24 protein-coding genes are annotated in these 25,960 nt (G+C 60.5%); 19 read left to right on the forward strand and 5 right to left on the reverse strand.

The window, feature by feature from the left end; genetic code table 11:
* Nucleotides 1-59 precede the first annotated feature (59 nt).
* The 4 genes from K6118_RS16585 (at nucleotide 60) to K6118_RS16600 (ending at nucleotide 4,343) form a co-directional block, all read left to right on the forward strand.
* Entirely contained in the window at nucleotides 60-1,469 is a 1,410-nt protein-coding gene (locus tag K6118_RS16585) for a pyridoxal phosphate-dependent decarboxylase family protein (RefSeq protein ID WP_247121608.1), read from the forward strand.
* A gap of 67 nt (nucleotides 1,470-1,536) precedes the next feature.
* Complete coding sequence (locus tag K6118_RS16590; RefSeq protein WP_247121609.1) at nucleotides 1,537-2,253, forward strand: hypothetical protein; 717 nt, start codon at nucleotides 1,537-1,539, stop codon at nucleotides 2,251-2,253.
* A gap of 132 nt (nucleotides 2,254-2,385) precedes the next feature.
* On the forward strand, nucleotides 2,386-2,952 hold the full coding sequence (locus K6118_RS16595) for a cytochrome b (RefSeq protein ID WP_247121610.1): 567 nt from the start codon (nucleotides 2,386-2,388) through the stop codon (nucleotides 2,950-2,952).
* 89 nt (nucleotides 2,953-3,041) lie between these two features.
* Entirely contained in the window at nucleotides 3,042-4,343 is a 1,302-nt protein-coding gene (locus K6118_RS16600) for a M48 family metallopeptidase (RefSeq protein WP_247121611.1), read from the forward strand.
* A gap of 12 nt (nucleotides 4,344-4,355) precedes the next feature.
* Here K6118_RS16600 and K6118_RS16605 read toward each other — a convergent pair whose 3' ends face one another.
* On the reverse strand, nucleotides 4,356-4,874 hold the full coding sequence (locus tag K6118_RS16605) for a hypothetical protein (RefSeq protein WP_247121612.1): 519 nt from the start codon (nucleotides 4,872-4,874) through the stop codon (nucleotides 4,356-4,358).
* Between the two features lie 74 nt (nucleotides 4,875-4,948).
* On the opposite strand from K6118_RS16605, the gene K6118_RS16610 reads away from it, so the two are divergent.
* Nucleotides 4,949-5,698, forward strand: a complete 750-nt coding sequence (locus K6118_RS16610) for a hypothetical protein (RefSeq protein WP_247121613.1) — start codon at nucleotides 4,949-4,951, stop codon at nucleotides 5,696-5,698.
* Here the strand turns inward: K6118_RS16610 and ftsY are convergent.
* The 3 genes from ftsY to dapF form a co-directional block, all read right to left on the reverse strand.
* The gene (ftsY, locus tag K6118_RS16615; protein ID WP_247121614.1) at nucleotides 5,695-6,900 is read right to left on the reverse strand and encodes a signal recognition particle-docking protein FtsY; all 1,206 of its coding nucleotides are present in this window, start codon (nucleotides 6,898-6,900) and stop codon (nucleotides 5,695-5,697) included. The two genes, K6118_RS16610 and ftsY, sit on opposite strands and share 4 nt — an antisense overlap.
* Nucleotides 6,901-7,024: 124 nt before the next feature.
* On the reverse strand, nucleotides 7,025-8,305 hold the full coding sequence (mtaB, locus tag K6118_RS16620; RefSeq protein WP_247121615.1) for a tRNA (N(6)-L-threonylcarbamoyladenosine(37)-C(2))-methylthiotransferase MtaB: 1,281 nt from the start codon (nucleotides 8,303-8,305) through the stop codon (nucleotides 7,025-7,027).
* Nucleotides 8,302-9,123, reverse strand: coding sequence for a diaminopimelate epimerase (dapF, locus tag K6118_RS16625; RefSeq protein ID WP_247121616.1), 822 nt, complete (start codon nucleotides 9,121-9,123; stop codon nucleotides 8,302-8,304). Before dapF ends, mtaB begins: the two co-directional genes overlap by 4 nt.
* 118 nt (nucleotides 9,124-9,241) lie before the next feature.
* On the opposite strand from dapF, the gene K6118_RS16630 reads away from it, so the two are divergent.
* Complete coding sequence (locus tag K6118_RS16630) at nucleotides 9,242-10,231, forward strand: hypothetical protein (RefSeq protein ID WP_247121617.1); 990 nt, start codon at nucleotides 9,242-9,244, stop codon at nucleotides 10,229-10,231.
* Nucleotides 10,224-11,156, forward strand: coding sequence for a hypothetical protein (locus K6118_RS16635; protein WP_247121618.1), 933 nt, complete (start codon nucleotides 10,224-10,226; stop codon nucleotides 11,154-11,156). The genes K6118_RS16630 and K6118_RS16635 overlap by 8 nt, the downstream gene beginning before the upstream one ends.
* A 7-nt stretch (nucleotides 11,157-11,163) precedes the next feature.
* Here the strand turns inward: K6118_RS16635 and K6118_RS16640 are convergent, their stop codons facing one another.
* Nucleotides 11,164-12,648: an SLC13 family permease gene (locus tag K6118_RS16640; protein ID WP_247121619.1), complete on the reverse strand. Its 1,485-nt coding sequence runs from the start codon at nucleotides 12,646-12,648 to the stop codon at nucleotides 11,164-11,166.
* 168 nt (nucleotides 12,649-12,816) lie between these two features.
* Between K6118_RS16640 and K6118_RS16645 the strand changes: the two genes are divergently transcribed.
* The 12 genes from K6118_RS16645 (at nucleotide 12,817) to K6118_RS16700 (ending at nucleotide 25,938) form a co-directional block, all read left to right on the forward strand.
* Entirely contained in the window at nucleotides 12,817-14,634 is a 1,818-nt protein-coding gene (locus tag K6118_RS16645) for a DUF885 domain-containing protein (RefSeq protein ID WP_247121621.1), read from the forward strand.
* A gap of 160 nt (nucleotides 14,635-14,794) precedes the next feature.
* The gene (locus K6118_RS16650) at nucleotides 14,795-16,621 is read left to right on the forward strand and encodes an ATP-binding protein (RefSeq protein WP_247121622.1); all 1,827 of its coding nucleotides are present in this window, start codon (nucleotides 14,795-14,797) and stop codon (nucleotides 16,619-16,621) included.
* Between the two features lie 251 nt (nucleotides 16,622-16,872).
* Nucleotides 16,873-18,240: a signal recognition particle protein gene (gene ffh, locus K6118_RS16655; protein ID WP_247121624.1), complete on the forward strand. Its 1,368-nt coding sequence runs from the start codon at nucleotides 16,873-16,875 to the stop codon at nucleotides 18,238-18,240.
* A gap of 60 nt (nucleotides 18,241-18,300) precedes the next feature.
* The gene (rpsP, locus tag K6118_RS17590; RefSeq protein WP_343269995.1) at nucleotides 18,301-18,732 is read left to right on the forward strand and encodes a 30S ribosomal protein S16; all 432 of its coding nucleotides are present in this window, start codon (nucleotides 18,301-18,303) and stop codon (nucleotides 18,730-18,732) included.
* Between the two features lie 55 nt (nucleotides 18,733-18,787).
* The gene (gene rimM / locus K6118_RS16665) at nucleotides 18,788-19,390 is read left to right on the forward strand and encodes a ribosome maturation factor RimM (RefSeq protein WP_247121625.1); all 603 of its coding nucleotides are present in this window, start codon (nucleotides 18,788-18,790) and stop codon (nucleotides 19,388-19,390) included.
* The gene (gene trmD / locus K6118_RS16670; protein ID WP_247121626.1) at nucleotides 19,387-20,109 is read left to right on the forward strand and encodes a tRNA (guanosine(37)-N1)-methyltransferase TrmD; all 723 of its coding nucleotides are present in this window, start codon (nucleotides 19,387-19,389) and stop codon (nucleotides 20,107-20,109) included. Before rimM ends, trmD begins: the two co-directional genes overlap by 4 nt.
* 5 nt (nucleotides 20,110-20,114) lie before the next feature.
* Nucleotides 20,115-20,498 (forward strand): 50S ribosomal protein L19, encoded by a 384-nt coding sequence (rplS, locus tag K6118_RS16675; RefSeq protein WP_247121627.1) that lies wholly within the window; start codon nucleotides 20,115-20,117, stop codon nucleotides 20,496-20,498.
* A 200-nt stretch (nucleotides 20,499-20,698) separates the two neighbouring features.
* Nucleotides 20,699-22,099 carry a 3-isopropylmalate dehydratase large subunit gene (gene leuC, locus K6118_RS16680; RefSeq protein WP_247121628.1) on the forward strand — a complete coding sequence of 467 codons (1,401 nt, stop codon included), beginning with the start codon at nucleotides 20,699-20,701 and terminating at the stop codon, nucleotides 22,097-22,099.
* Nucleotides 22,100-22,116: 17 nt separating this feature from the next.
* On the forward strand, nucleotides 22,117-22,722 hold the full coding sequence (gene leuD / locus K6118_RS16685; RefSeq protein WP_247121629.1) for a 3-isopropylmalate dehydratase small subunit: 606 nt from the start codon (nucleotides 22,117-22,119) through the stop codon (nucleotides 22,720-22,722).
* A 31-nt stretch (nucleotides 22,723-22,753) separates the two neighbouring features.
* On the forward strand, nucleotides 22,754-23,836 hold the full coding sequence (gene leuB / locus K6118_RS16690) for a 3-isopropylmalate dehydrogenase (protein WP_247121630.1): 1,083 nt from the start codon (nucleotides 22,754-22,756) through the stop codon (nucleotides 23,834-23,836).
* Nucleotides 23,837-23,946: 110 nt separating this feature from the next.
* The gene (locus K6118_RS16695; protein ID WP_247121631.1) at nucleotides 23,947-24,972 is read left to right on the forward strand and encodes an aspartate-semialdehyde dehydrogenase; all 1,026 of its coding nucleotides are present in this window, start codon (nucleotides 23,947-23,949) and stop codon (nucleotides 24,970-24,972) included.
* 96 nt (nucleotides 24,973-25,068) lie between these two features.
* Nucleotides 25,069-25,938 (forward strand): HpcH/HpaI aldolase/citrate lyase family protein, encoded by an 870-nt coding sequence (locus tag K6118_RS16700; protein ID WP_247121632.1) that lies wholly within the window; start codon nucleotides 25,069-25,071, stop codon nucleotides 25,936-25,938.
* Nucleotides 25,939-25,960: the final 22 nt, after the last annotated feature.

Here is a 25,960-nt window from a genome sequence, read left to right on the forward strand (position 1 = left end):
CGCAGCCTATACAGAAGGCGTTCTGTATGTGAGAGCCGTAGAAGAGAGGAGTCAGCGCCATGGACAGCCGTGAATTCCAGAAAAACGCCCATGAGATCGTCGATTGGATGGCGGGATACATGGACAAGGTTGCGGACTATCCCGTGCGCGCGCAGACCGCGCCGGGCGAGATCAAGGCCCAGCTTCCGGCCCTGCCGCCCGAGGGCGGCGAACCGTTCGCGGATCTGATGGCGGATTTCGAGCGTATCATCGTGCCCGGCGTCACCCACTGGCAGCACCCGCGCTTCTTCGCCTATTTCCCGGCCAACGTCACGCCGCCCTCCGTCCTCGCCGAAATGCTGGTGAGTGCGATGGGCGTCAACGCCATGCTGTGGGAGACAAGCCCGGCGGCGACCGAGCTTGAGGAACAGATGCTGGCGTGGCTCGGTACCATGCTGAAGCTGCCGAAGGACTGGTCCGGCGTCATTCAGGACACGGCCTCCAGCGCCACTTTCTGCGCCGTCCTGATGGCGCGGGAACGGGCGACCGACTGGGCCGTGAACGCCGACGGCCTTCAGGACGCGCCCAAGCTTGCCTTCTATACCAGCGCCGAAGCCCACAGCTCGCTTGAAAAAGCGGTCAAGATGGCGGGGCTCGGCCGGGCGTCGCTCCGCTTCGTGCCGACGGATAAAGACCGCGCCATGCAGCCCGCAGCCCTCGCCGCGATGATGGAGGAGGACCGCAAGAACGGCGTGAAGCCCGCGATGGTGATGGCGACGGTCGGCACCACTGGCGTCGGCGCGTGTGACCCGCTTCAAGCCATCGGCATCATCGCCCGCGCGAACGGTGCGCTGTTCCATGTCGATGCCGCCTGGGCCGGCAGCGCGATGATCTGCCCCGAGTTCCGCCATCTGCTCGACGGCATCGAAAGCGCGGACAGCTTCGTCTTCAACCCGCATAAATGGATGGGCGTTCAGTTCGACTGCTCGGCCCATTATGTGCGTGAGCGTGAAACGCTGGTCCGCACCTTCTCGATCGCCCCGGCCTACCTGAAAACCCGCGAAGGCGTCACCGATTACCGTGACTGGGGCATCCAGCTCGGCCGCCGGATGCGCGCGCTGAAGCTGTGGTTCGTCATTCGCTCCTACGGCGTGGAAGGGCTGCGCACCATGATCCGCAACCATGTCGCCTGGGCGCGGGAGCTGGCCGATGTCATCCGCACGACCGACGATTTCGAGCTGGTCACCGGCCCGATCCTGTCGCTCATGAGCTTCCGTTACCGCCCGAAAGGTATGGAGGATGAGGCCGTGGATGCGCTGTCGGATAGACTGTTGCAGGCGGTCAATGATGACGGTTTCACCTATCTCACCCGCACGCTGGTGGACGACCGCCCGGTCATCCGCATCCAGATCGGCGCGGTGCAGACGGAGCGCAGCCACGTGATGGCCGCGTGGGACAAAGTGGTGGAAATCGCTCGCGGGCTTTCCTGAGAAGAGCGTCACAATCCTGACAAGGATTAAGACTTGAATCCCGCGGTCCGATATAGAGGAGGAAGGGATGAGTAGTTGGCTTCGATTGATGCCGCTGACTGTGGTTTTAGTGCTCAGTATGTCAACGTCATCACAGGCCTTTTTCCTCTACCCTCATCCGCGAAGAATTTGTACGGAGGTTTTTCATAACGACCTCGTCTTGACAGGGAAAGTCCTGAAGGAGACGGACCATTATGATGCCGAAGGGTCGGCGGAGACCATCACCTACCGAGTGAAGGTTCTGACAGTTTTCAAAGGACCCCAACAAGAGGTTTTCGACATCAATACCGGCTGGAATAGTGGTGCCCAATATCTGGATGTTGGGAAAGAATACCTCCTGTTTGCCAAATTGCGCCGCAATCCTGACGATCCGCTTTTGAACGGCTATTTCATCGGCGGTGGCGACAATAACGGACTTCTGAGTGAAAGTGCGGCTAATATAAAGCAGGTCTCTGCGGTTTTGAAGAAGCATGCGACGAGCAAAACAGGCAGTATTCGAGGGCGGGTGTATAGCTTCGATAAGAAGGATATGTCCGGCATAAAATTCGAGGCCTTTTCCGGAAAGCAACGGTATCAAGCTGAGTCTGATGCGGAAGGTTGGTTTGAGTTTGATGTGCTGCCGGGCATATATCGGGTCGAGCCTCAAGATAAACATGGGTCCATACAAGTTTATGATTTGTCGTATGACGACCCTGCAAAGGTTGAGATTAAGGCCGGTGAATGTGCGGAAGTCGCTTTTCGCTAGGGCATTTGTCCACTGAGGCGCGGCATCAAGACAGTTGACCGGGCCCCTGTTCAGGCCTCAGACTGTCAGCCGAGGGTATAGGGCAAAGGGGCATTAGCCCCCGTCTCGTATTAAAGGCAGGAGAACCGACCTATGGCACTTTGGAATAGCAAAATAGAGTACGGCACCGCCTCGAAGGCGCTGCACTGGATCATTTTCCTCGTTCTCGTGGGCATGAGCATCGTCGGGCTGATTTTCGCCGACATGGAACGCGGGCCGGACAAGACCTCGCTGATGCAGCTGCATGCCTCCACCGGGCTTTTGGCGCTGATGCTGATGGTGCTGCGCGTGCTGGTGCGCTTCAAGGGCGAGGCGCCTGCGCCCTTAGATCCCGCCGCCGTCATGCTCAACCGGGTGGCCGCGCTTACGCACGGGCTTCTGTACCTGTTGATCTTCGCGCTCATCGGCGCGGGCATCATGACGCTGTTCACCGCGCAGGTGCCGGTCCCCTTCTACGGCTTGTTCCAGATCGCATCGCCGCTCGCCAATGACCATGCCGCCCACGAAGTGTGGGAAGAAGTGCATGAAACGATCTGGTGGGTGCTTACCGGCTTCGTCGTGCTCCATATCGCGGGCGCGCTTTACCACCAGATCGTCAAAAAGGACGACACCATCGCCCGTATGACCCACGGTGTGAAAAACCCGCCCTGGGAAGAGTAAGTCTTCCGCAGGCAATGGCTTTACAATCTCCCTCGACATCTAAAAATTATTGTTTTACGATAATTGAAAGATGGCGAGGGAGATTTTTCATGCGTAAAGCAATGGCGGCTGCGGCCGCTTTTCTGGTGCTGGCGGGGATGGCGCTTGTTCTGGGGCATCCGGCCTGGGCGCAAACGGCGGCGGACGCCGCTGCGGGTACCGGGGCGCATTTTGACCCGAAGGACGCGACCGAGGCCTATCTGGCGACAGTTTCCGGCACCGCGCGGGCCCAGTCTGACGCTTATTTCGAGGGTGGCTACTGGCTCATCCTGTGGGACACGGTCTATAGTCTCGGCGTGGCGTGGCTTCTCCTCCGCAAAGGTTTTTCCGCCCGCGTGCGCGACTGGTGCGAGCGCCGGAGCCGCAGGCGCTTCCTCCAGACCTTCCTGTTTGCCGCCATTTATGTGCTCCTCAGCAGCCTCATCACCCTGCCGTGGATGGTCTATACCGGTTTTATCCGCGAGCATCAGTATGGCCTCGCGAACCAGAGCTTCCTTGGCTGGCTGGCCGATAAGGCCATCGGGATGGGCATCAGCGTCGTCGCGCTCGGGCTGTTCATCGCCGTCATTTATGCGCTGGTCCGCAAGACGGGCGCGCGCTGGTGGCTGTGGGGCACGGGCATCACCGCGGCCTTCTTCGCCGTCGTCATCCTGATCTCACCAGTGTTCATCGCGCCGCTGTTCAATGACTATGAACCACTCAAGGACCAGAAGGTCGAACAGGCGATCCTCACCATGGCGCGCGAACAAGGCGCGGTGTTCGACCATGTCTATGTCTATAACGAATCCAAACAGTCGGACCGCATTACCGCCAATGTCTCCGGCCTGTTCGGCACCAAGCGCATCTCGCTGGCCGACAACCTGTTGAAGCGCGGTACGCTGCCGGAAATCAAGGCCGTGGTCGGGCATGAGCTCGGCCACTATATGCTCGGCCACGTCTACTGGCTCATTCTGGAACTGAGCGCGGTCCTGGGCGCAGGCTACCTGTTTATTACGCTGGCTTACCCGCGCGTGGTGGCGCGTTGGGGGCAGGGCTGGGGCCTCAGGGGCCTCGACGATATGGCCAACCTGCCGCTGATGTTCGCGCTCCTGTCCGTTTACATGATGGTGATGACGCCGGTGACCAATTCGATCACCCGGCATGAGGAAGCGGCGGCGGACGCCTACGGCCTCAACGCCGCGCGGGAGCCGGACGGCTTCGCCACCATCACCCTGAAGCTCGCACAGTACCGCAAGCTGGCGCCGGGCCCGATTGAGGAAATGATCTTCTATGATCACCCCTCAGCCAAAAGCCGCATCCGCATGGCGATGGACTGGAAGGCCGCGCATATTAAGGGTGGCGCGGCACAATAGGATTGGGTGAGTCTAAAGGTTCCAGGGCAGCATGTCGCCGATGACGGAGCCCAGTTTCCTGTCCTTGGCGCGGGTGTGGCGCGCCAGGTGTTGGGCGGAACCACGGAGGGGCCCCTCGTCTGTATGCTTGGCCAGGGTTTCGACCAACGCCAGAAATTCGACCGGATAGCTCGCCGCGGTTTGTGACAGGCGCATGCTCATGTCCTGCCAAAGCCTGGCGTCCTGGGTTTGCGGGGCGGCGAGAACCGTTCTGAGGCGCCGGAGCCGCGCCGATGACGGTGCCGCCAGCGCGCCCTTAAGCGTGCCGATGAAAGCGTCGGAAAAATTATAAATTTCCTGGTGATCGAAGCTGGTTTTAGCCTCTGCGCCTGCCCGCGCTTCAGCCGGTGTCCCGTCCTCCGGCGCCAGCCAGGTCGGGTCCTTGATCACCCGGGTGCTCTTCTTGCTTTCCAGCCTGTCCCACAGTTTGAACAGCAGGTAGCCGAAGACGATCGCAACGGTCCCGAAGATAAAATAGTCAAGAATGCCCACGGCTGCTTCCCCCCAATCTAAGCCCTAGGCCCAAGCCATACAGAGGTGGCGGGAAAGATGCAAGCTAGGGGCGTATGGCCTTCGCCTCCTTCTGCCCTGAAGTTTGGGCGCATTATTTCAATTTACCAGATCGGGCTTTTCCGACACTATGGTCGCTGACGCATTGGCTATCTATGGGGGAAATCATGCGCCTTTTGTCTGTATTTTTATTGCTGTTCATATCCGCGTCCGCATCGGCGGAGGCTCCAAAAATTTCATCGGTGATCAACCTTTATGGGGTGACCTTCCAGTATGGCGCACCGCCCTGGATTAGCAAAGGCGAGAACCTGCTCAAGGAGGTCAAGCCCTACAGGCAGCAACGGGGTAATGATTTTGTCTTCGAACTGATCCCTGCCGCAGAGAGTTTTGATAGCTGGAAAACCCTTTTTGCCATCAATGCCGGCCGCATCAATCGGGTGATCCCGGCGAAGATGTGGAAAGACTATAATCTGACGACATTCAAATCCGTCTGCTGGGGCTTCAAGGAAAAGATATTGTCCATGGACGACAATACCGCCCTGGTTCAGATCACATGTCCGCGTGTTGTCGGCAAGCCCCTGATGAAGGGATACGAAGGCGGCGTCGGGGAAATCGGGATATTTGCCTTCATGGTTGTGGGCAACGTGCTCATCAACCATCACCTGGAATGGCGCGGTCATGGTTTTGACCCCGATGACAAGGCGAGCTGGCCCGCAACTCAGGAGCAGATCGACAAGGGCATCAAGCTGATGCAATCAGTGAAGGCCATGAAAGGCAATATGGTCGTCAGTTTCGACCCAAGCTAGCCCTCAAGCCCGACAAGCGCGCGGGCGAACTCGCGCGCGGAGAAGGGCTGCAGGTCGTCGATGGCTTCGCCGACACCGATGGCATGGACCGGCAGGCCGAACTTGTCGGCGCAGGCCACCAGCACACCGCCGCGCGCCGACCCGTCCAGCTTGGTCATGACGATGCCGGAGATGTTGGCGAGCTTCTGGAACACTTCCACCTGATGGATGGCGTTCTGGCCGGTGGTGGCGTCGAGCACGATGACCGTGTCATGCGGCGCGCCCTCGATCTTCTTGCCGATGACGCGGACGACCTTGGCGAGCTCGGCCATCAGTTCCTCGCGGTTCTGCAGGCGGCCTGCGGTGTCGATCAGCAGCACGTCGATGCCTTCGCGTGCGGCGCGTTCGACCGCTTCATAGGCGAGGGCGGCGGCGTCTGAGCCGATTTCCTTGGTCACGACCGGCACATTGTTGCGCTCACCCCAGACCTGAAGCTGCTCGACCGCCGCGGCGCGGAACGTGTCACCCGCCGCCAGCATGACCGACTTGCCGTCCTCACGGAATTTCTTGGCGAGCTTGCCGATGGTGGTGGTTTTCCCGGCGCCATTCACGCCCGCCATCAGGATGATGTGCGGTTTGTTGGCGTCATTGATGACAAGCGGCTTGGCGACCGGCGCCAGCATGGCTTCAATCTCGGCGGCGAGGACTTGCTTCACCTCTTCGCCCGAGATTTCCTTGTTGTAGCGGCCCTTGGCGAGCGCGGTGGTCAGCTTGGAGGCGACAGTCACCCCGAGGTCGGAGGTGATCAGAAGGTCTTCAAGCTCCTCCAGCGTGTCGTCATCCAGCTTGGCCTGGGTGAAGATGCCAGCAATCCCGCCCGACAGCGCGCTGGTGGATTTCTTCAGCCCGTCCTTCAGGCGCTGGAACCAACTGCGCTGTGGCTTGGCTTCGGTGGGCTCTTCAGGGGCCGGTTCTTCAGCGGCGGGTTCTTCTGCTACAGGAGTTGGTTCCGGCTCAGGAGCGGGCTCAGGCGCAGCCTCAACTTCTGGCGCAGCCGTGGGCTCTGCCAGCGGCACGGTCTCCACCAGCGCTTCGGGCTCTTGCGTGGGCTCCGGCTGAACTTCTACCGGCGCTTCAGCGGCAGGCTGACCCTCAGCTTGCGCTTCCTGTTCGGATTTCTTGCCACGCAGGCGCTGAAACCAGCTTTTCTTTTCTTCGGCCATATCTGTCCGTCTCAGTCTTCAATCTCTACCTTCGTCATTCGACGGCTTGACCGGCGAATCCAGGAACTCAGGCGTTGGTGTTCCTGGGCCCGCCGATCAAGTCGGCGGGTGACGAGAAAATATATTACCCCCGGATCGGAATGCCCTTCATGGCATTCTGGTCATGGGGGGCAAGCGTGACGGTGACGATATCGCCGGGCTCGGCGTGGGCGTCCAGCATCACGGGGATGAATTGTTCGGTGTGGCCCATGGCGAGGCCGTCATGGCCGACGCGTTCGACCAGCACCTTGGCGGTTTTGCCGGCGCTGGCGGCGAACAGCTTGGCGACCTGAGCGTCACCGATAGCGCGCAGGCGGGCGGCGCGTTCTTTCCTGACGGCCTTCGGTACCTGGTTCGGGATTTTGGCGGCGGGTGTGCCCTCGCGCTCCGAATAGGGGAAGACGTGCAGCCAGGTCAGGTCGCACTCTTCCACCAGCTTCAGGCTGTTCTCGAACATCTCTTCGGTTTCGGTCGGGAAGCCGGCGATAATGTCGGCGCCGAACACCATGTCGGGCCGTTCGCGCTTCACGCGGGTGGCGAACTCGATGGCTTGCTCACGCAGGTGCCGCCGTTTCATGCGCTTGAGGATCATATTGTCCCCCGCCTGCAGGCTCAGGTGCAGGTGCGGCATGACCCGCGCGTCATTGATGATGGCGTCATACAAGGGCTCATCGACCTCGATGCTGTCGATGGACGAGATGCGCAGGCGCGGCAGGTCCGGCACCAGCTTGAGGATTTTCTGAACAAGCGTGCCCAAGCTCGGCGTGCCCGGCAGGTCCTCGCCGAAGCTGGTGATGTCCACACCGGTCAGCACCACTTCCTTGAAGCCGCGGTCGACCAGCTGTTTGATCTGGTCCACCACCTCGCCCATGGCGACCGAGCGGCTGTTACCGCGGCCGTAGGGGATGATGCAGAAGGTGCAGCGGTGGTTGCAGCCGTTCTGGATCTGCACGAACGCGCGGGCGCGCTCACCGAAGCCCTCGATCAGGTGACCGGCAGTTTCCGTGACCGAGAAAATGTCATTCACCTGCACGCGCTCGGCGCCTTCGAGGCTGAGGCCCTTAAAGGACTTGGCTTCCAGCTTTTCCTGGTTGCCGAGGACCTTGGCGACCTCTTCCATGCTGGCGAACTGTTCGGGGTCGATCTGCGCCGCGCAGCCGGTGACGATGATCGGCGTGTCCGGCCGCTCGCGCTTCAGCTTACGGATCGACTGCCGCGCCTGCCGGGTGGCTTCGGCCGTGACCGCGCAGGTGTTGACGATGATCATATCATCCAGCCCGGCTTCCTCGGCGTGGCGGCGCATCACTTCGCTTTCATAGGCGTTGAGGCGGCAGCCGAAGGTGACGATGTCCAGCTTGTCGCTCATATCGCCACCTCACCGGTGAAGGAAAGTGTGGTGCTTCCGGCCATCTGGACGGTGCCGTCAGCCAGCCATTCCATACGCAGGGGGCCGCCATCCAGAAGGACAGTGGCTTTGCGGCCGGTAAGCCCGCGCCTGCTTGCGGCCACGGTGACAGCGCAGGCTGCGGACCCGCAGGCTTCGGTGATGCCGGCACCGCGTTCCCAAACGCGCAGGCGGATGGTGTCCCCGCTCACGCTGGCGACCGAGGCGTTCACGCGCTCGGGGAACAGCGGATGGTGTTCGAGCTCAGGCCCAAGCGTGGCGAGGTCAATCTCTTCGGCGTCGGGCACGAAGAAGACCGCGTGCGGGTTACCCATATTGACGCAGACCGGGTCGGAAAGCTCCCCGACGGTCAGCTCCACATGAAGGGTGTCCATCTCGCGCGCGAGGGGGATTTCGTCCCACGCCGTCCGGGCCAGGCCCATATTGACGCTGATATCAGTGCTGTCCCATTTGGCGCTGAGGAGGCCCGCTTCGGTTTCGATGCTGATAAGGTCGCGGCCGGTTTCCTCCAGCATGATCTTGCCGATACAGCGGGTGGCGTTGCCGCAGGCCCCGACCCGGCTGCCATCGGCGTTCCAGATTTCCATGAACACGTCGGCACGGTCGCTCGGCTTCATCACGATGAGCTGGTCGCAGCCGATGCCGCGGCGGCGGTTCGAAAGCGCGCGCACATCATCTGCCGCCAGCGCGAGCGGATGTTCACGGGCGTCGAAGATGATAAAATCATTGCCCAGTCCATGCATCTTGAGGAACGGGCGCGTATGCAAATGTATGCTCATGCGCCGCTTATATGGGGGTTTTGGGGCGAGAGTCTATGCCCTGATGCATGTGCCTGGCACAATTTTGGGCAATTTCTGGCGATGGACAAGGCGGCTCCCCTCCTTTACATCGGCAGATATGAAAAAACTCACGGTTCACATGGGCGCACACCGCTGCGCCTCCTCAGCGATCCAGGCACTTCTCAGGAAGAAGCGTGCGGACCTTGCCGCGGGCGGTGTCGCGCTTTTCCTGCGCGAAGACATGGAGGCGCCGGACGCAGCCGTGGACCTGCGCGGGCTTTACCGGGGCGGGCGCTGGCCGTTCGGCCGCAAAGGCGGGCTCGCCAAGATCGCGGATGCCATCGAGGCCTTGCCGGAAAACCATGTGCTCGTGAGCGAGGAAAACCTGACAGGCACCATGCCGGGGCTCTATGACGATGCCTTCTATCCCGGGTTCGCGACCTTCGCAGGTGCGCTTGCCGCGCTTGGAGACCGGGTCGACATGGCGGCGCGCATGGTGGTCAGGCGGCAGGATAAATATCTCGAATCCGTCTATGCCTTCCGGGTCGCTTTCGGTTTCGCGGGCGACTTCCCGGCTTTCCTGAAACGCGTCGATACGGCCGCGCTTTCCTGGATGCGGCTGGCGGCGGAGGCGGATAAAGCGGGCCTCGGCGGTCACTGCCGTTTTCAGGTGCTGGAAGCCTGGCCCAAAGGACAGGCGGGGGATGACGCGCTTGCTTTCCTGCGCGTGGATGAGGCGGTCCGCGTCGGGGGTCATCCCTTCCGCGGCAATGCCAGCTTCGGCGAGGCCGACCTCAAGCTTCTGCTTGCGCTCAACTGGCTCAATCTCGGCTATGATATCGCGTGGCGGCGTGAAAAGCTGTTCCCGGCGCTCAGGCGGCGGGAGGGGCGCGATGACGCCGCCGTGCTGGACGCCGCGGGCCTTACGCTCACGCCGGATGATCTGGCCTCCATCCGGGCGATGACCGATGCCCCGGTGGTCCTGAAGCTTGAAGACGAGGCGCGGGCAGCCATGCTCGCCCAGTACCGGGATGAAAACCGCGCGTTTCTCAGCCATGCCATGACCGACGCACCTTTGGACGTGTGGGAGGCGGCGGCCCATGCCTGATCCCATGTCTGACCCCATGCCTGAGGCAGAAACACGAAAGCCCACCGTCATCCTGCATGCAGGCGCACCCAAAACCGGTTCGACCAGCCTGCAGCATTTCCTCTATGACAATGCGGATGCCCTGCGGGATTTGGGCGTAGTGTGCCCGGAGCGGCTGATCGGCCGCGGGCAGGTCGACCCGCTTCATAATGTGCTGGTGGCGCTGAGGAAAGGCCGGGCGGAGGAGCGAGTGCTCGCCCGTGGCCGGGCCCGGCTTGAGGAATTGTTCGCGGAGAACGGCATCCATACCGTGATTATCTCGAATGAATCCATGCTCGGTGAGCCCTTCCTGCGCGACAAACCGGGTTTCTTCCCGGATGCGAAGGTGGCGCTCCCGATGCTGGAGCGCCTGTTCGAAGGCTACCGGGTTGAGGTGGTGTTTTTCGTGCGCGACTTCGTCTCCTACATCCCGTCCTATTATGTGCAGGAAGTCCGGCGGGGGCTGAGTTGGTCCCTGGACCGCTATGCGGCAGCCCTTGGAGATAAGACGCTCAGCTGGAAACCGGTGGTGGAGAAGCTCGGCAAAAGCTTCGGCGCCGACCATGTGCGGGTTTTCGATTATGATGCGCTGCTGGCGTCGCCTGCGGAAACGGTGGCGGATGCTTTCGGCAGTCTCATTCCCGGTCTGCCTGCGTTCGGTGGGGGTGATTACCGCAAGAACCGCTCCATCGGCGGTCCTATACTTGGGCTTTACCGGGCGTTCAACACGCTTTTCTTCCGTCTGATCCCTGTGCGCTATCACCGGGAAGGGCACCGGAAGCTAAGACGGTATGTGTTCGACCCGCTGGCCGTGTTCGCGCGCGGCGGCAAGCCCATGCTGTCCGCCATGCACGCCAATGCGCTCGAAGACGCGTTCGAACGTGACCGGAAGGCCCTGGGGCTATAGGCGGCTTTTAGTGGAAGATCATCGGCAGCAGCGTGTAGCAGATTGCGGACACGATGAAGGTGCCGATAACATTCAGCCACAGCCCCGCGCGTACCATATGCGGCACATTCAGATAGCCTGTTGAAAAGACGACCGCGTTCGGCCCGGTGGCGACCGGCAGCATGAAGGCGCAGCTCGCCGCCATTGCGGTGGGCGCGGCCAGCATGATCGGGTCGATATTCGCGGTGGTCGCGAGCGCGCCGAGGACCGGTACCAGCGCCGCGGTGGTTGCGGTGTTGCTGGTCAGTTCGGTCAGGAAGATCACCAGGAGCACGACCGCGAACACGATCATATAAAGCGGTGCCGTGGCGAGCCCGCCCATGGCATCACCGAGCCAGATGGCGAGACCGGTCTTGCCGATGGCGCCGGCGAGGCTGAGCCCGCCGCCGAACAGCAGGATCACGCCCCAGGGCAGCCGCACGGCATTTTCCCAGTCAAGCAGCGCATGGCCCTTTTGGGTGCCGCCCGCCGGGATCAGGAAGGTGGCGACCGCGGCGCCGACAGCGATATGCATGTCGCTCATGTGGGCGACAAACGGCAGGACGTCGGTGATCCAGGTGGTTTTCACGATCACCTGCCGGAAGCTCCAGAGAAGCGCCATGACCGTCATCAGGACAGCCACGCGCTTCTCGGCCGTGGTGATCTTGCCCATGGCCTCCAGCTCCTTCTGCACCACTTCGGACCCGCCCCGGACGAGGTGGGCATCGAACGGGAAGCAGATTTTGGTCAGCACCAGCCACGCGGCCGGGACCATGGTGACGACGACCGGAATGGCGAAGGCCATCCATTCGAGGAACTGGATATCGCGGCCCGTGGTTTCAAAGATGAAGGCCTTCACGAACAGGTTGGGCGGCGTGCCGATATAGGTGCCAAGCCCGCCGATCGAGGCTGACCAGGCGCAGCCGATCAGAAGCGCGATGGTGAAGCGGTGGCCTTCGACGCGTTCCTTGAGGATGGTCTCCGCCACCGTGATAGCGATAGGGACGATCATCAGCGTGGTCGCCGTGTTCGAGATCCACATGGACAGAAGCGCGCTCACGCCCATGAAACCGCCAATGAGTGCGGCGGGGTGGTCACCGACGCGGGCGAGGATGTTGAGCGCGATCCGCCGGTGCAGGTTCCATTTCTGCATCGCCATCGCGGCGACAAACCCGCCGAGCAGCAGGAAGATCACCGGTTCGGCGTAAGGGAGGGAGGCTTCCTTCGAACTGGTGACACCCAGAAGCGGCAGGAGGATGAGCGGCAACAGGCTGGTGGCCGGAACCGGGATCGCCTCGGTCGCCCACCATGTAGCAATCAGTGTTGCAGCGGCAACAGTATGCCAGGCGGCCTCCGAAAGGCCCGCGGGCGGGGTCAGCATCAGGATGATCGCGAACATCAAGGGGCCGAGAATTAGGCCGATTGTCTGGTAAAGTGCGCGCGGGCTGCCCGTGCTGGTATCGGATTGCGCCATTTGTGTTTCCTCCCCTTTTCCCATGAGCTTGATAGCGTGCGCGTGGGCCTGTGTGAAGCGTTAATGGCGGCGGGGCAGTCCGATTGTTGAAGCTTTTAACTAATCCTTGCGTGTCGGCCCATGTGGATTATCCTGCCGCGCATAAAGATCAAAAAACGGGAGCGACATATGTCGATCAAAAAGGGGGTCTCCGGCCTATTGGCCGTACTCATCATCATTGCCGGTGTCTGGACCGTCAATTTCCTCTGGTTCAAGCCGTTCAGCTTTGAAAGTTTCCTGTTCCGGGTCACCGCCGAACGGGGGCTCGACAGCCCGCAGACGCTGAGCAACCTCAGGATACTCGAAGGCTACGGCATCACCGGCCACAATGGTGAGCTGGACGATATGTCGCTGGCGCATGACGCCAAGGTCATGAAGCAGGCCAAGGAAAACCTTGCGACGCTCATGTCCTATGACGATGCGAGCCTCACCCCTGACGAGCGCTTCAACAAGCGCCTCATGGCCTATAACCTCCATGAGAAAATCGACAATGAGAAGTTCGAATATTACGACTATCCGCTGACCCAGCTTTATGGCTGGCAGAATGAGTTCCCGAGCTTCATGACCGGGACCCACGCGATTACCGACCTCAAGGATGCAGACTATTATGTCGAACGCTTGAAGAAGGCGCGCATCCAGGCCGACCAGCTGATGGAACAGCTGAAGAAGCGCGAGAAAATGGGCATCATCCCGCCGACCTTCATCCTCGAGAAGGTGAAGAAGCAGATGACCGGCTTCATCGCCGGTGGCGTGGAGAAGAACGCGCTGTATGTGTCGCTCAAGGCCAAGCTCGACAAGCTGAACAATGTTTCGGCGGACGACAAGGCCCGTGTACTGGCCGACACCAAGGACGCGATCCAGACTGTCATCTTCCCGATCTGGCATGAGCTCATCGGCTATGTCGATACGCTCAAGGCCAAGTCGACCAATGATGCCGGTGTCTGGAAGTTCCCGGATGGTGCCGCCTACTATCAGACGCAGCTGAAGAAATACACCACCACCAACATGACGGCGGCTGAAATCCATGCGCTTGGCCTCAGCGAAGTGGCGCGGATCGAAAAGCAGATGCTGTCGCTTTTCGAAGCCGAGGGCTATGACATCACCAAGCCCTTCAGTGAGCTGATCAATGAGTTTGCCGCGGACCCGAAATATTACTATCCGGACACGGATGCGGGCCGGGCGCAGATCCTCAAGGACTATACCGCCATCATCAAGGAGATCGATGCGGGCATGGCCCATGAGTTCCGCCTGAAGCCGAAAGCCAAGGTGGAGGTCATGCGTGTGCCGACCTTCATCGAGCAGGGCGCGCCCGGCGGCTATTATGAGCAGCCGGCGATGGATGGTTCCCGTCCGGGCCGGTTCTTCGCCAACCTCTATGACATCAAGGCGACGCCGAAATACGGCATGCGCACACTGGCCTATCATGAGGCAATCCCGGGTCACCACTATCAGATCGCGCTGCAGATGGAACAGAAGGACAAGCCTTTGTTCCGCAAGTTCCTGGGCTATGGCGCCTTTGTTGAAGGCTGGGCGCTTTATGCCGAGCATGAAGCACTGGAGATGGGCTTCGAGAAAACCAATTCGGACAAGATCGGGGCGCTGCAATCCGAGCTGTTCCGCGCGGTCCGGCTGGTGGTCGATACCGGCATCCACGCCGACAAATGGACCCGCGAGCAGGCGATCGATTATATGATCGCCAACACCGGCATGGCCCGGAGCGACGTGGTCTCGGAAATCGAGCGTTACATCGTCTGGCCCGGCCAGGCTTGCGGCTACAAGATCGGCGAGCTGACGCTCCTGCGGCTGCGTGAGAAAATGCACAAGGCGCTTGGCGACAAGTTCGATATCCGTGATTTCCACGATCTCGTCCTGAAGACCGGCCCTGTGCCGTTGACGCTTCTGGAAGAAAAAGTGGACGCCTTCATCAAGGCGCATAAGGCCGCGTGACCGAGCGGTACACCTGAGCTTGTTACGGAAAGGGCGGGACTTCCCGCCCTTTTTCCTTTGGAAAGAAGTTGTATTTTTCTATTAAAGTAACGATCTTATGGAATGATTGGGGTTGATGTTAACCGGATGTCGCGGGTCAGGCTCGCGCTGGGAAAGCTGTATGGCCTCATTACCCATCCCTGGTTTCAGACCGAAAGCGACGACCCACCGCTCCATCAAGCGGGAAATAGGTGCGTCGATCGACGGTATTTATCTGCGGCAGCTTGGCCCGATCTCCCTGGTGATCTTCACCTACTATGTGCTGCTGGCTTCCTCGCACTATTTCCTGCTCGCGGGTCCTTTCCGTATACCGATGATGGTCATGGCGCTCGCTACGGCGATCATCGGTCTCATGACGGCCTTACTGGTCAGGCGAGGCCATATCAGTCCGGCCAGAAGTCATGTTGCCCTGTTGCCCGCAGCGCTCGCCTCGACCGCGAACGTGTTTGTGCATGTGTTTCTCTCTGGCGAACAATTGCAGCTGACCAATGCGCTTTTGATGATCATGGCCTTTGGGATCATTACCCTGTCACCGGTTATTTTTGGACTATTGGTGACCTTGGGTGGAAGTCTCTTTATCGCAGCACTTCTCATGGTGCCTGGCCAATATACTGTGCACTTGATCTTCCTGTTTGGCGGCGGATTGGTCCTAAGTATTCTCGCCTTCATTCAGCGTTACCGGACGCTCTGGAACGCTGAGCGGCTTTCCGTCTCCAACCGGGAAAAGGCGCTGATCCTCGGCCAGATGAATGAGGCTGTGAAGCGTCAGATGCATGAAGCCCGCGAAGCGGCGGAACAGGCGCGCAAGGCAAACGAAGCCAAGGATATTTTCCTCGCCAACACCAGCCATGAGCTCAGGACCCCGCTGACAGGCGTCCTGGGGATGCTGGATATTCTGGCGCAGTCCCGGCTTGGCGCGGAGGAACGGGAAACGCTGGACGCCGCCCAGTTCAGCGCCCGGACGCTGCTGGCCGTCATCAACGACATTCTCGACCTGGCCAAACTGGATGCCGGCAAGATCGAGATCAACCCCCAGCCTTTCCGCCCGCATGAACTGGTCCGCACCGTCGTCGATTTGCTTGCCCCCCGCGCCGAGGCAAAAGGCGTGAAGCTGGTCCTTGAGCTTGAGGGCGCCAAGGATTTGCGGCTGCAGGGCGATGCTGTCCGGATCGGGCAGATATTGTTCAATTTCCTCAGTAACGCGGTCAAATTCACTGATGAGGGCACCGTGACTGTGCATATGGCTGTCTCGGTGGAAGGGGACGGCTACCGCCTGTTCCTGCGGGTACGGGATACAGGTATTGGCTTCGACATGGCGCAGAAGGACCAGCTTTTCGCCCGTTTCCACCAGCTCGAAAGTGGCAGTGACCGCAAGCATGAAGGCACCGGGCTCGGCCTTGCTATCTGCAAAGAACTGGCGGACTTGATGGATGGTGAGATCGGCGTGGATAGCACGCCCGGCCAAGGCTCGGAATTCAGCGTGTCACTGCCGCTTGCTCAGGCGTCCGGGCGGGCAGGTGGTGAGCCATCAGATGCCGTTTCTGCTGAGGAACGTCTCAAAGGCCGCACCCTCAGGGTTCTGGTGGCCGAAGATAATGCCGTGAACCGGCTCCTGATCAGCAAGCTTCTTGCCCGTTTTGACTGGGCGCTCACTCTGGTCGAGGACGGCGCGCAGGCGCTTGCTGCGGTTGAGGCGGAAGACGCCTTTGACCTGATCCTGATGGATGTGCGGATGCCGGTGATGGACGGCGTCGCGGCCACACGGGCGATCCGCGCGCTTGACGGGCCTGGGGGCCGCGTGCCGATCATCGCGCTGACCGCCAATACCATGCCTGAAGATGCCAAGGCGTATCTGGAGGCCGGGATGGATGCTGTGGTCGGCAAGCCCGTGCAGATGCCGGAGCTTCTGACCGCGGTCGCGGACCTGGTTGTACCGGCGGACAGCTAGGGCGAAAATCGGGGGCCGGCAGGTGGGCTGTGCATACGGAAATGCCACGCTTTCGCTTGACTCTGCTGCACGCGGGGCGTAAACAGCACCCGCTTCCCATGGAAGATGACAATTGAATAGCGTCCTAAAAAGGCCTCGGCCGGGATGCCCACCAGTCAGCGAGATTCGCCCACTGGTGCCATTCTTGTTTGTTCAATGGTCATGTTCCACGGGGCGTTTGAACCGGAACCGATGCAAAGGTGAACTTGCAGATGTTTGATAGCCTGTCAGATCGACTGAGCGGTATTTTCGATGGCCTGAAGCGCCGCGGTGCGCTTAAGGAAGCGGATGTCGCCGAAGCCCTTCGGGAAGTGCGTGTCGCCCTTCTTGAGGCTGATGTCGCGCTGCCGGTCGTCAAGGACTTCATCAAGAAGGTACAGGAAAAGGCCGTCGGCCAGCAGGTGCTGAAGTCGGTTACCCCGGGTCAGCAGGTGGTCAAGATCGTCAATGACGAAATGGTCGCCATGCTGGGGGCTGAATCCAGCGCCATCAACACCGTTGGTGTGCCGCCGGTCGCCATCCTGATGGTCGGTCTGCAGGGCTCCGGTAAAACCACCTCGACCGCCAAGATTGCCAAGCGGCTGACCGAGAAAGAGCGCAAGAAGGTCCTGATGGCGTCCCTCGATGTGCGCCGTCCGGCAGCACAGGAGCAGCTCAAGATTTTGGGTGAGCAGATCGGCGTCAAGACGCTGCCGATCATCCAGGGCCAGATGCCGGTGGATATCGCCCGCCGCGCCATGGATGCCGCCAAGCTGCAGGGCTATGACGTCGTCATGCTCGATACCGCGGGCCGCCTGCATATCGACCAGAGCCTGATGGCCGAGGTTGTAGCCGTGCGCAATGCCACCATGCCGCTTGAAACCCTTCTGGTCGCTGACAGCCTGACCGGTCAGGACGCGGTGAATGTGGCCAAGGAATTCGATGCCCAGGTCGGCATCACCGGTGTCGTCCTCACCCGGATGGACGGTGACGGCCGTGGCGGCGCTGCGCTTTCGATGCGTGCTGTTACCGGTAAGCCGATCAAGCTCGCCGGTACCGGTGAAAAGATGGACGCGCTGGAGGATTTCCACCCCGAGCGTGTGGCCAGCCGCATCCTCGGCATGGGCGATGTCGTCAGCCTGGTTGAGAAGGCCGCCGAAACCATCGAGAAGGAAGATGCCGAGCGCATGGCCAAGAAAATGGCCAAGGGCGAATTCGATCTCGAGGACCTGCGCAGCCAGCTGCAGCAGATGTCCAAACTGGGCGGCATGAAGGGTGTCCTCGGCATGTTGCCCGGCATGGGCAAGCTGAAGTCGGCCATGAAGGGCGCCCAGATGGACGACAAGGTATTCAAGCGTCAGGAAGCGATCATTTCTTCCATGACACCGATCGAACGCAAGAAGCCGCAGATCATCGCGGCATCCCGCAAGAAGCGGATCGCGGCGGGCTCGGGCGTCAGCGTCGCCGACGTGAACAAGCTCCTCAAGATGCATATGGAAATGGCCAAAATGATGAAGAAAATGTCCAAAATGGGCAAAAAAGGCGGTTTCCCCCAAATGCCAGGCGCCATGCCGCCGGGCTTTGACAAACTCTTCTCCTGAGAAGGCGAACTTTAATCAACTAACTCAATCCGTAATGGATACACTGAAGGAACTGAAAAAATGGCTATTGCAATTCGTCTCGCCCGTGGTGGCGCCAAGAAACGTCCGTACTACCGCATCGTAATCTCGGACACCCGCTCCCCGCGCGATGGTAAATTCATCGAAAAAGTCGGCACCTACAACCCGATGCTCGCTAAAGACAGCGAAGACCGCGTTCGCATGGACGTGGACCGCATCAAGCATTGGATCGGCAAAGGCGCGAAGCCGACCGACCGCGTCGCCCGCTTCCTCGAAGCCGCTGGTGTTCTTGAAGCCAAGAAGCGCGCTAACCTGGACAAAGGCAAGCCGGGTCAGAAAGCCGTTGAGCGTGCTGAAGAGCGTGCCGAGAAGGCTGCTGCTGCCGCTGAGGCTGCTGCCGCTCCGGCTGAAGAAGTTGCTGTTGAAGAAGCTCCGGCCGAAGAAGCCGCCGCTGAAGAAGCTGCTGCCGAGTAATTGGCAGACACTCTCGTGGCGGGGGCCCACGGTCCCCGTCTGAGGAGCTGGCACAATGAATGACTTCCGGGACGGACGACGCCATCACGGCGTTGAAAACGGCTGGATTGCTGTGGGCGCCTTTGCGGGCGCCCATGGTGTCAGAGGCGACGTGCGCCTGAAATCCTTCACCGAAGACCCGGATGCCATCTTTGCCTATGCCGCCCTCCATCAGGGGGCCGGTGGTCCGGTTGTCCGGCTCAAGAAACTGCGTGCCGACAAGGAAGGCTTCATCGTCAGGATTGGCGGGGTTGCTGACCGCGAAGCGGCGATGGCGCTTAAAGGCAAGCAGCTGTTTGTTGAACGCGCGAGCCTGGCCGAGGAAGACGAGGACGAATATTATCTCGCTGACCTGATCGGGCTTGAAGCCCGCGATGCGGCTGGCGGGAAAATCGGTACTGTCGTCTCGGTTGAGAATTTCGGCTCTGAGGACCTTCTCGAACTGGTGCTTGATGCGCCTGTGGCCGGGCTTGGCCGCTATGCCTTCGTGCCCTTCAGGAAAGCGCTGGTGCCGACCGTCGATATTGCGGGCGGGTTTGTCACCATCGCCTTTTCCGACTGGCTTGAAACCCAGACCAGTGAGCGCGGGGAAGAAGAGAGCGAGGAGGCTGCAAAATGACGTCTCCGGCCTTCACCGCACAGGTGCTGACCCTGTACCCGGATATGTTCCCGGGCATGCTCGGCCACTCCCTTGCCGGGCGCGGGCTTGAGGACGAAAAATGGGCGCTAAAAACGCTGGACATTCGCGATTTTTCGAGCGATAAGCACCGGTCCGTTGACGATACCCCCGCAGGCGGTGGCCCCGGAATGGTGATGCGCGCGGACATACTCGGCAAGGCAATCGACGCTGCACGCGCGGAAGCCGAGCCCGAGTGGCCCCTTGTATATATGAGCCCACGCGGCCGTACCTTCGATCAGAAGGAAGCGGAACGTTGGCATAAAGCAGGGGGGGTGACCATCCTGTGCGGTCGCTTCGAAGGCGTTGATGAACGCGTTCTTGAGGCCCGTGAGGTGGAAGAGATCAGCGTCGGGGATTTTGTCCTCTCGGGGGGCGAACCGGCGGCGCAGGTGATGCTGGATGCGGTTGTCCGCTTGATCCCCGGCATCATGGGTGCGGCGGAAACGCTGCATGAAGAAAGTTTTGAGTGCGGGCTCCTTGAGTATCCGCACTATACCAGGCCTCAGGTCTGGGAAGGACGGGAAATTCCCGAGGTGCTCACCAGTGGGCACCACAAACGAATCGCCGAGTGGCGGCGCGAAAAAAGTGAAGAGCTTACCCGTATACGCCGGCCGGACCTCTGGTCGACCTATGTACGGGGCAAAAACGAAAAGGTGTGATAGCCATGAATACGATTGAGAAACTGGAACAAGAACAGATCGCCAAACTGACCGAAGGCAAGACTATTCCTGCTTTTGGCGCTGGTGATACCCTGCGTGTAAACGTGAAGGTCCGTGAAGGCGACCGTGAGCGTACCCAGGCTTTCGAAGGCGTTTGTATCGCCCGTTCGAACAAGGGTGTGAACTCCAACTTCACCGTCCGCAAGATTTCCTACGGCGAAGGCGTTGAGCGTATCTTCCCGCTTTACAGCCCGTCGGTTGAAGACATCACCGTTCTGCGCCGTGGTAAGGTTCGCCGTGCGAAGCTTTACTACCTCCGTGGCCGCACCGGTAAGGCTGCCCGTATCGTTGAGAAGCGGGACTTCAAACGGGAAGCTGCTAAGAAATAAAATTTCAATTTTCAGCGACCTGCGTAATATTTTGTTGCGTCGCGCTGAAGGTGAAGATAAGACGGGGGCGGGTCGCAAAACCTGCCCCCGTTTTTCATTTTTGGCCGGGATCGCTTATGGTTCCTGATGATCGGCACGCCGATCCATTGGGGCCTTGAAAGCAGGTACCGGTGAAGGCCACTCAGGAGCGGAGCATATAGATGCCTAAAACAATGTATGACAAGATTTGGGATATGCATGTTGTCGAGGAACGCGGCAATGGCAACGCCCTTCTATACATTGACAGGCACCTCGTGCATGAGGTCACCAGCCCGCAGGCTTTTGAAGGCCTGCGCGCGTCCGGCCGCACCATCCACCGGACCGACAGCATCATCGCCGTGCCGGACCATAATGTGCCGACCAAGGACCGGGACCAGCCGAACCCGGACCCGATGTCGACCGCACAGTTGGCGGCCCTTGATGCCAACGCCAAGGAATTCGGGCTTGATTATATCCCCATGGATGACGTCCGGCAGGGCATCGTCCATGTGGTGGGGCCGGAGCAAGGCTTTACCCAGCCGGGTGTGACGCTGGTGTGCGGGGACAGCCATACCTCTACCCACGGCGCGTTCGGCGCGCTCGCGTTCGGCATCGGCACCAGTGAGATCGAGCATGTGCTCGCTACCCAAACGCTGGCGCTGAAGAAATCCAGGAATATGCGCGTGACGGTCACGGGTGAGCTGCCGGTTGGCTGTTCGGCCAAGGATGTCGCGCTTGCCATCATCGGCGCCATCGGTACCGCGGGCGGTACTGCCCATGTCATTGAATATGCCGGGCCGGTTATCGAAAGCCTGTCGATGGAAGGGCGGATGACGCTCTGCAACATGTCGATCGAGGCCGGCGCGCGCGCAGGGCTTGTCGCGCCGGATGAAAAAACCTTCGAGTATCTCAAGGGTCGCCCCTATGCCCCGAAGGCGGGCCAGTGGGAAGCCGCGGTGGAATGCTGGAAAGCGCTCCGCTCGGACGAAGGCGCGGTGTTCGACCGTGAAGTCGTCATCGACGGCAGCGAGATCGTGCCGCTCGTCACCTGGGGCACCAGCCCCGAGGACGTGGTACCGGTCACGGCCAGTGTGCCCGCTATCAGCTCGTTCGCGGACCGCAACAAGCAGGAAGCTGTGAAGAAGGCGCTTGACTATATGGGCCTCGCTGAAGGCCAGCCGATCACAGACATTCAGGTGGACCGGGTTTTCATCGGGTCCTGCACCAATAGCCGGATCGAAGACCTGCGCGAGGCTGCCAACGTGATCAAGGGCCGCAAGGTCGCGGACAATATCATCGCGGCGATGATCGTGCCGGGCTCGGGCCTTGTGAAAGAGCAGGCCGAGGCTGAAGGCCTCGACAAACTGTTCCTTGATGCCGGCTTCGAATGGCGCGAACCGGGCTGTTCGATGTGCCTGGCCATGAACCCGGACAAGGCGGGGCCAGGCGAGCATGTGGCGTCGACCAGCAACCGCAACTTTGTCGGCCGTCAGGGACCGGGTGCGCGCACGCACCTCGTGAGCCCCGCGATGGCGGCAGCGGCGGCGATCGCCGGTCATTTCGTCGACGTACGTAACTTTTAAGGGCGGGGAGAATAGTCATGGAAAAATTCACCAAACTCACCGCGACCGCAACGCCGTTCCCGCGTGTGAATGTGGACACGGACATCATCATCCCGGCCAAGCACCTGAAGTCGATCAAACGCTCGGGCTTCGGGGTCCATGCGTTCGAGACCGTGCGCTATAACGCCGACGGCAGTCTGATTGAGGATAACGTCTTCGACGGGCCGAAATATAAGGGCTCGAAAATCCTGATCGCGGGCGACAATTTCGGCTGCGGCTCCAGCCGCGAGCACGCCCCCTGGGCCATCGCCGACCTCGGGTTCCGCTGTATCATCGCGCCGTCATTCGCCGACATTTTCGCGGGCAACTGTGTGAAGAACGGCATCCTGACGGTCGCGCTGCCGCAGGATGCTGTCGATGCCCTGGTGCTGGCGGCTGAGGCCGGGCACCAGATCACGGTCGACCTTGCGGATCAGACGGTCATGTGCGGGAACGCGCACTATGAGTTCGACTATAACCCCGCACACAAGAAGATGCTGATGGAAGGCCTTGACGAGATCGGCCAGACGCTGACGTCGAAAGCCGCGATCAGCACCTATGAGCATAAAGAGAAATTGATAATGCCCTGGCTCTACCGGGCCTGAGACGCGCCCTAAGGCAACAGAGGATTATTTTATGACGACTTATAACATCATGCTCCTGCCCGGTGATGGTATTGGCCCTGAGATTACGGCGGAAGTGCGCCGGGTGATGGCCTGGGTGGAAAAAGCCCATGGTGTGACCTTCGATGTCTCCGAAGGCCTGATCGGCGGCGCGGCTTATGATGCCGAAGGCACGCCCTTGTCGGACGAAACGCTTGACCGCGCAAAGGCGGCGGATGCCATCCTGCTCGCCTGTGTTGGCGGCCCGAAATGGGATGGCAAGACGGCGTATGACAAGCGTCCGGAAGCAGGTTTGTTACGCCTCCGTAAGGAACTGGATGTGTTCGCGAACCTCCGGCCTGCGCTGTGTTTCGATGCGCTCGCCGATGCCTCGAGCCTGAAGCGCGAATTTGTCGCGGGCCTCGATATCCTGTTCGTGCGGGAGCTTTCGGGCGGCGTTTACTTTGGCGAACCGCGCGGCATTGAAGACTTGCCGGGCGGTGGCCGGGTTGGCATCAACACCCAGCGCTATACCGACGCGGAGATCATCCGCATTGCCCGTGTGGCATTCGAGATGGCGCGCAAGCGCCGCGGCCTCGTCCACAGTGCCGAAAAATCCAACGTGATGGAATCAGGCCTCCTGTGGCGTGAGGAAGTCACCAAGCTGCATGACGCCGAATATTCGGACGTGAAGCTGGAGCATATCCTCGCTGACAACTGCGCCATGCAGCTCGTCAAAGCCCCCAAGCAGTTTGATGTGATCCTCACTGACAACCTGTTTGGCGACATCCTTTCGGATGCGGCGGCGATGCTGACCGGTTCCCTTGGCATGCTGCCGTCGGCCTCGCTGGGCGATGGCGGGCCTGGCCTTTACGAGCCTGTGCACGGCTCGGCGCCGGATATTGCAGGCAAAGGCATTGCCAACCCGCTGGCGGCCATCCTTAGTTTCGCCATGGCGCTCCGTTATTCGCTCGATATGGGCGATGCTGCCGATCAGGTGGAAGCGGCTGTGTCGCAGGCGCTCAATGAGGTGCGTACCGGTGACATCTGGGCCGAAGGGTTCGACCGTGTCGGTACCACCGGCATGGGCGATGCCGTTCTGAAGGCGCTTGGCTAAAAACTTGGATTAAAAGTTAAACTAACCAATTCGGCAAACATATTCCGTTTGCTTCAACCTGGGGCCGGTGAGACAAGAAGGCCCCCTGTAGACCCAGTAGGAGACTGAAAATGGGTTTTCGTGTCGCTGTAGTCGGTGCGACCGGTAACGTCGGTCGTGAAATGCTTAACATCCTTGCCGAGCGGGATTTTCCGGCCGACGAGGTCATTGCGATTGCGTCCCGAAAATCGATTGGCCAGACGGTTGGCTACGGCGAGAAAGAACTGAAGGTCGTTGCCCTCGACACGTTCGATTTCTCGGACGTCGATATCGCGCTTTTCTCCGCCGGGTCCTCCGTTTCCAAGGAATACGGCCCGAAGGCTGCGAAGCAGGGCGCTGTCGTGATCGACAACTCATCCTACTTCCGCATGGACCCGGATGTGCCCTTGGTGGTGCCGGAAGTGAACCCGCATCACCTGGCGAAATACAAAAAGAAAAACATCATCGCGAACCCGAACTGTTCGACTGCGCAGATGCTGGTCGCGCTGAAGCCGCTGCATGACGCTGCCAAGATCAAGCGCGTGGTGGTTTCCACTTACCAGTCGGTTTCCGGTGCGGGCAACCAGGCGATGGATGAGCTCTTCAGCCAGACGCGGGCGATCTTCGTCAACGATCCGATCGTGAAAGAGAAATTCACCAAGCAGATCGCCTTCAACGTGATCCCGCACATCGATGTCTTCATGGACGACGGCTACACCAAGGAAGAATGGAAGATGGTGGCCGAGACCCACAAGATGCTCGACCCCGATATCAAGCTGACCGCCACCGCCGTGCGCGTGCCGGTGTTCGTCGGCCATGCCGAAGCGCTCAATATCGAATTCGAAAAGCCGCTCACGGACGTGCAGGCGCGCAAGATTCTGCGCGAAGCGCCGGGCTGCCTCGTTGTCGACAAGCGCGAGGACGGCGGTTACATCACCCCGGTCGAGTGCGTGGGCGATTTCGCCACCTTCATCTCGCGTATCCGCAAGGATGACACGGTCGAGAACGGCCTCAACATCTGGGTCGTTTCCGACAACCTCCGCAAGGGTGCTGCGCTCAACGCTGTCCAGATTGCGGAATCGCTGGTGAACCAGGGGCTTCTGACCGCCAAGGCCTAAGCTGGCTCCGCGATAAAGCGCTTAACAAATCAGGGCCCGGTGTGTCATACACTGGGCCCGATCTTTTGGGGCCTCATTCACATACGGGACTATGCCATGACCGACACGCGTCCGCGCCGCAGCCTTCTTTTCATGCCGTCATCGAACGCCCGGGCGCTTGAAAAAGCCAAGACGCTGGCCTGTGACGGGGTGATCTTCGACCTGGAGGATGCGGTCGCCCCTGACGCCAAACAGATGGCGCGGGAGCAGGCGGCCGCGGCGGTCGCTTCCGGGGCTTATGGCGCGCGGGAGCTGGTCATCCGCATCAACGGGCTCGATACGCCCTGGTGGCGGGATGATGTGAAAGCCGCCGCCGAAGCCGGGGGCGGCACGATCCTTATCCCCAAGGTGGAGGCCGGGGCCACGCTCAAGACGCTTGAGGCGGAACTGGCGCTATATGAAGGTGGCGATGCCGTCAGGCTGTGGGCGATGATGGAAACGCCCTTCGGCTTCCTCCATGCTGAGGAAATCCTGGTGGCGTCCGAACGGCTCGACTGTATCATTGTCGGCACCAATGACCTGATCAAGGATTTGCGCGAGCGCCACGTGAAGGGCCGGATGCCGGTCATGCCCGCGCTCGGAATGGCGCTTCTCGCCGCCCGCGCCCATGGCCGGATGATCCTCGATGGGGTTTACGGCGACTTCCGAGATGATGAAGGCTTCCGCGAAGAATGCCTTCAGGCCCGTGACATGGGCTTCGACGGCAAGACGCTGATCCACCCGTCACAGATTGCGACGGCCAATGCTGCCTTTGGCCCCGACGCGGAGGAGCTGGATTATGCAAAACGTCTGATTGAAGCGTTTGAGAATGCAGGGCAGGGCGTTGCCGTTCTGGACGGCCGCATGATTGAGGCATTGCACGTCACGGAAGCGCGGCGCCTGGTGGCGATGGCCGAAGCCATCGCCAAGCTGGAAGCCGGGGCTTAACCCGCCTTACAGGTTCTTCTTC

This window comes from Kordiimonas marina (genome assembly GCF_023006325.1).
Classification (GTDB): domain Bacteria; phylum Pseudomonadota; class Alphaproteobacteria; order Sphingomonadales; family Kordiimonadaceae; genus Kordiimonas; species Kordiimonas marina.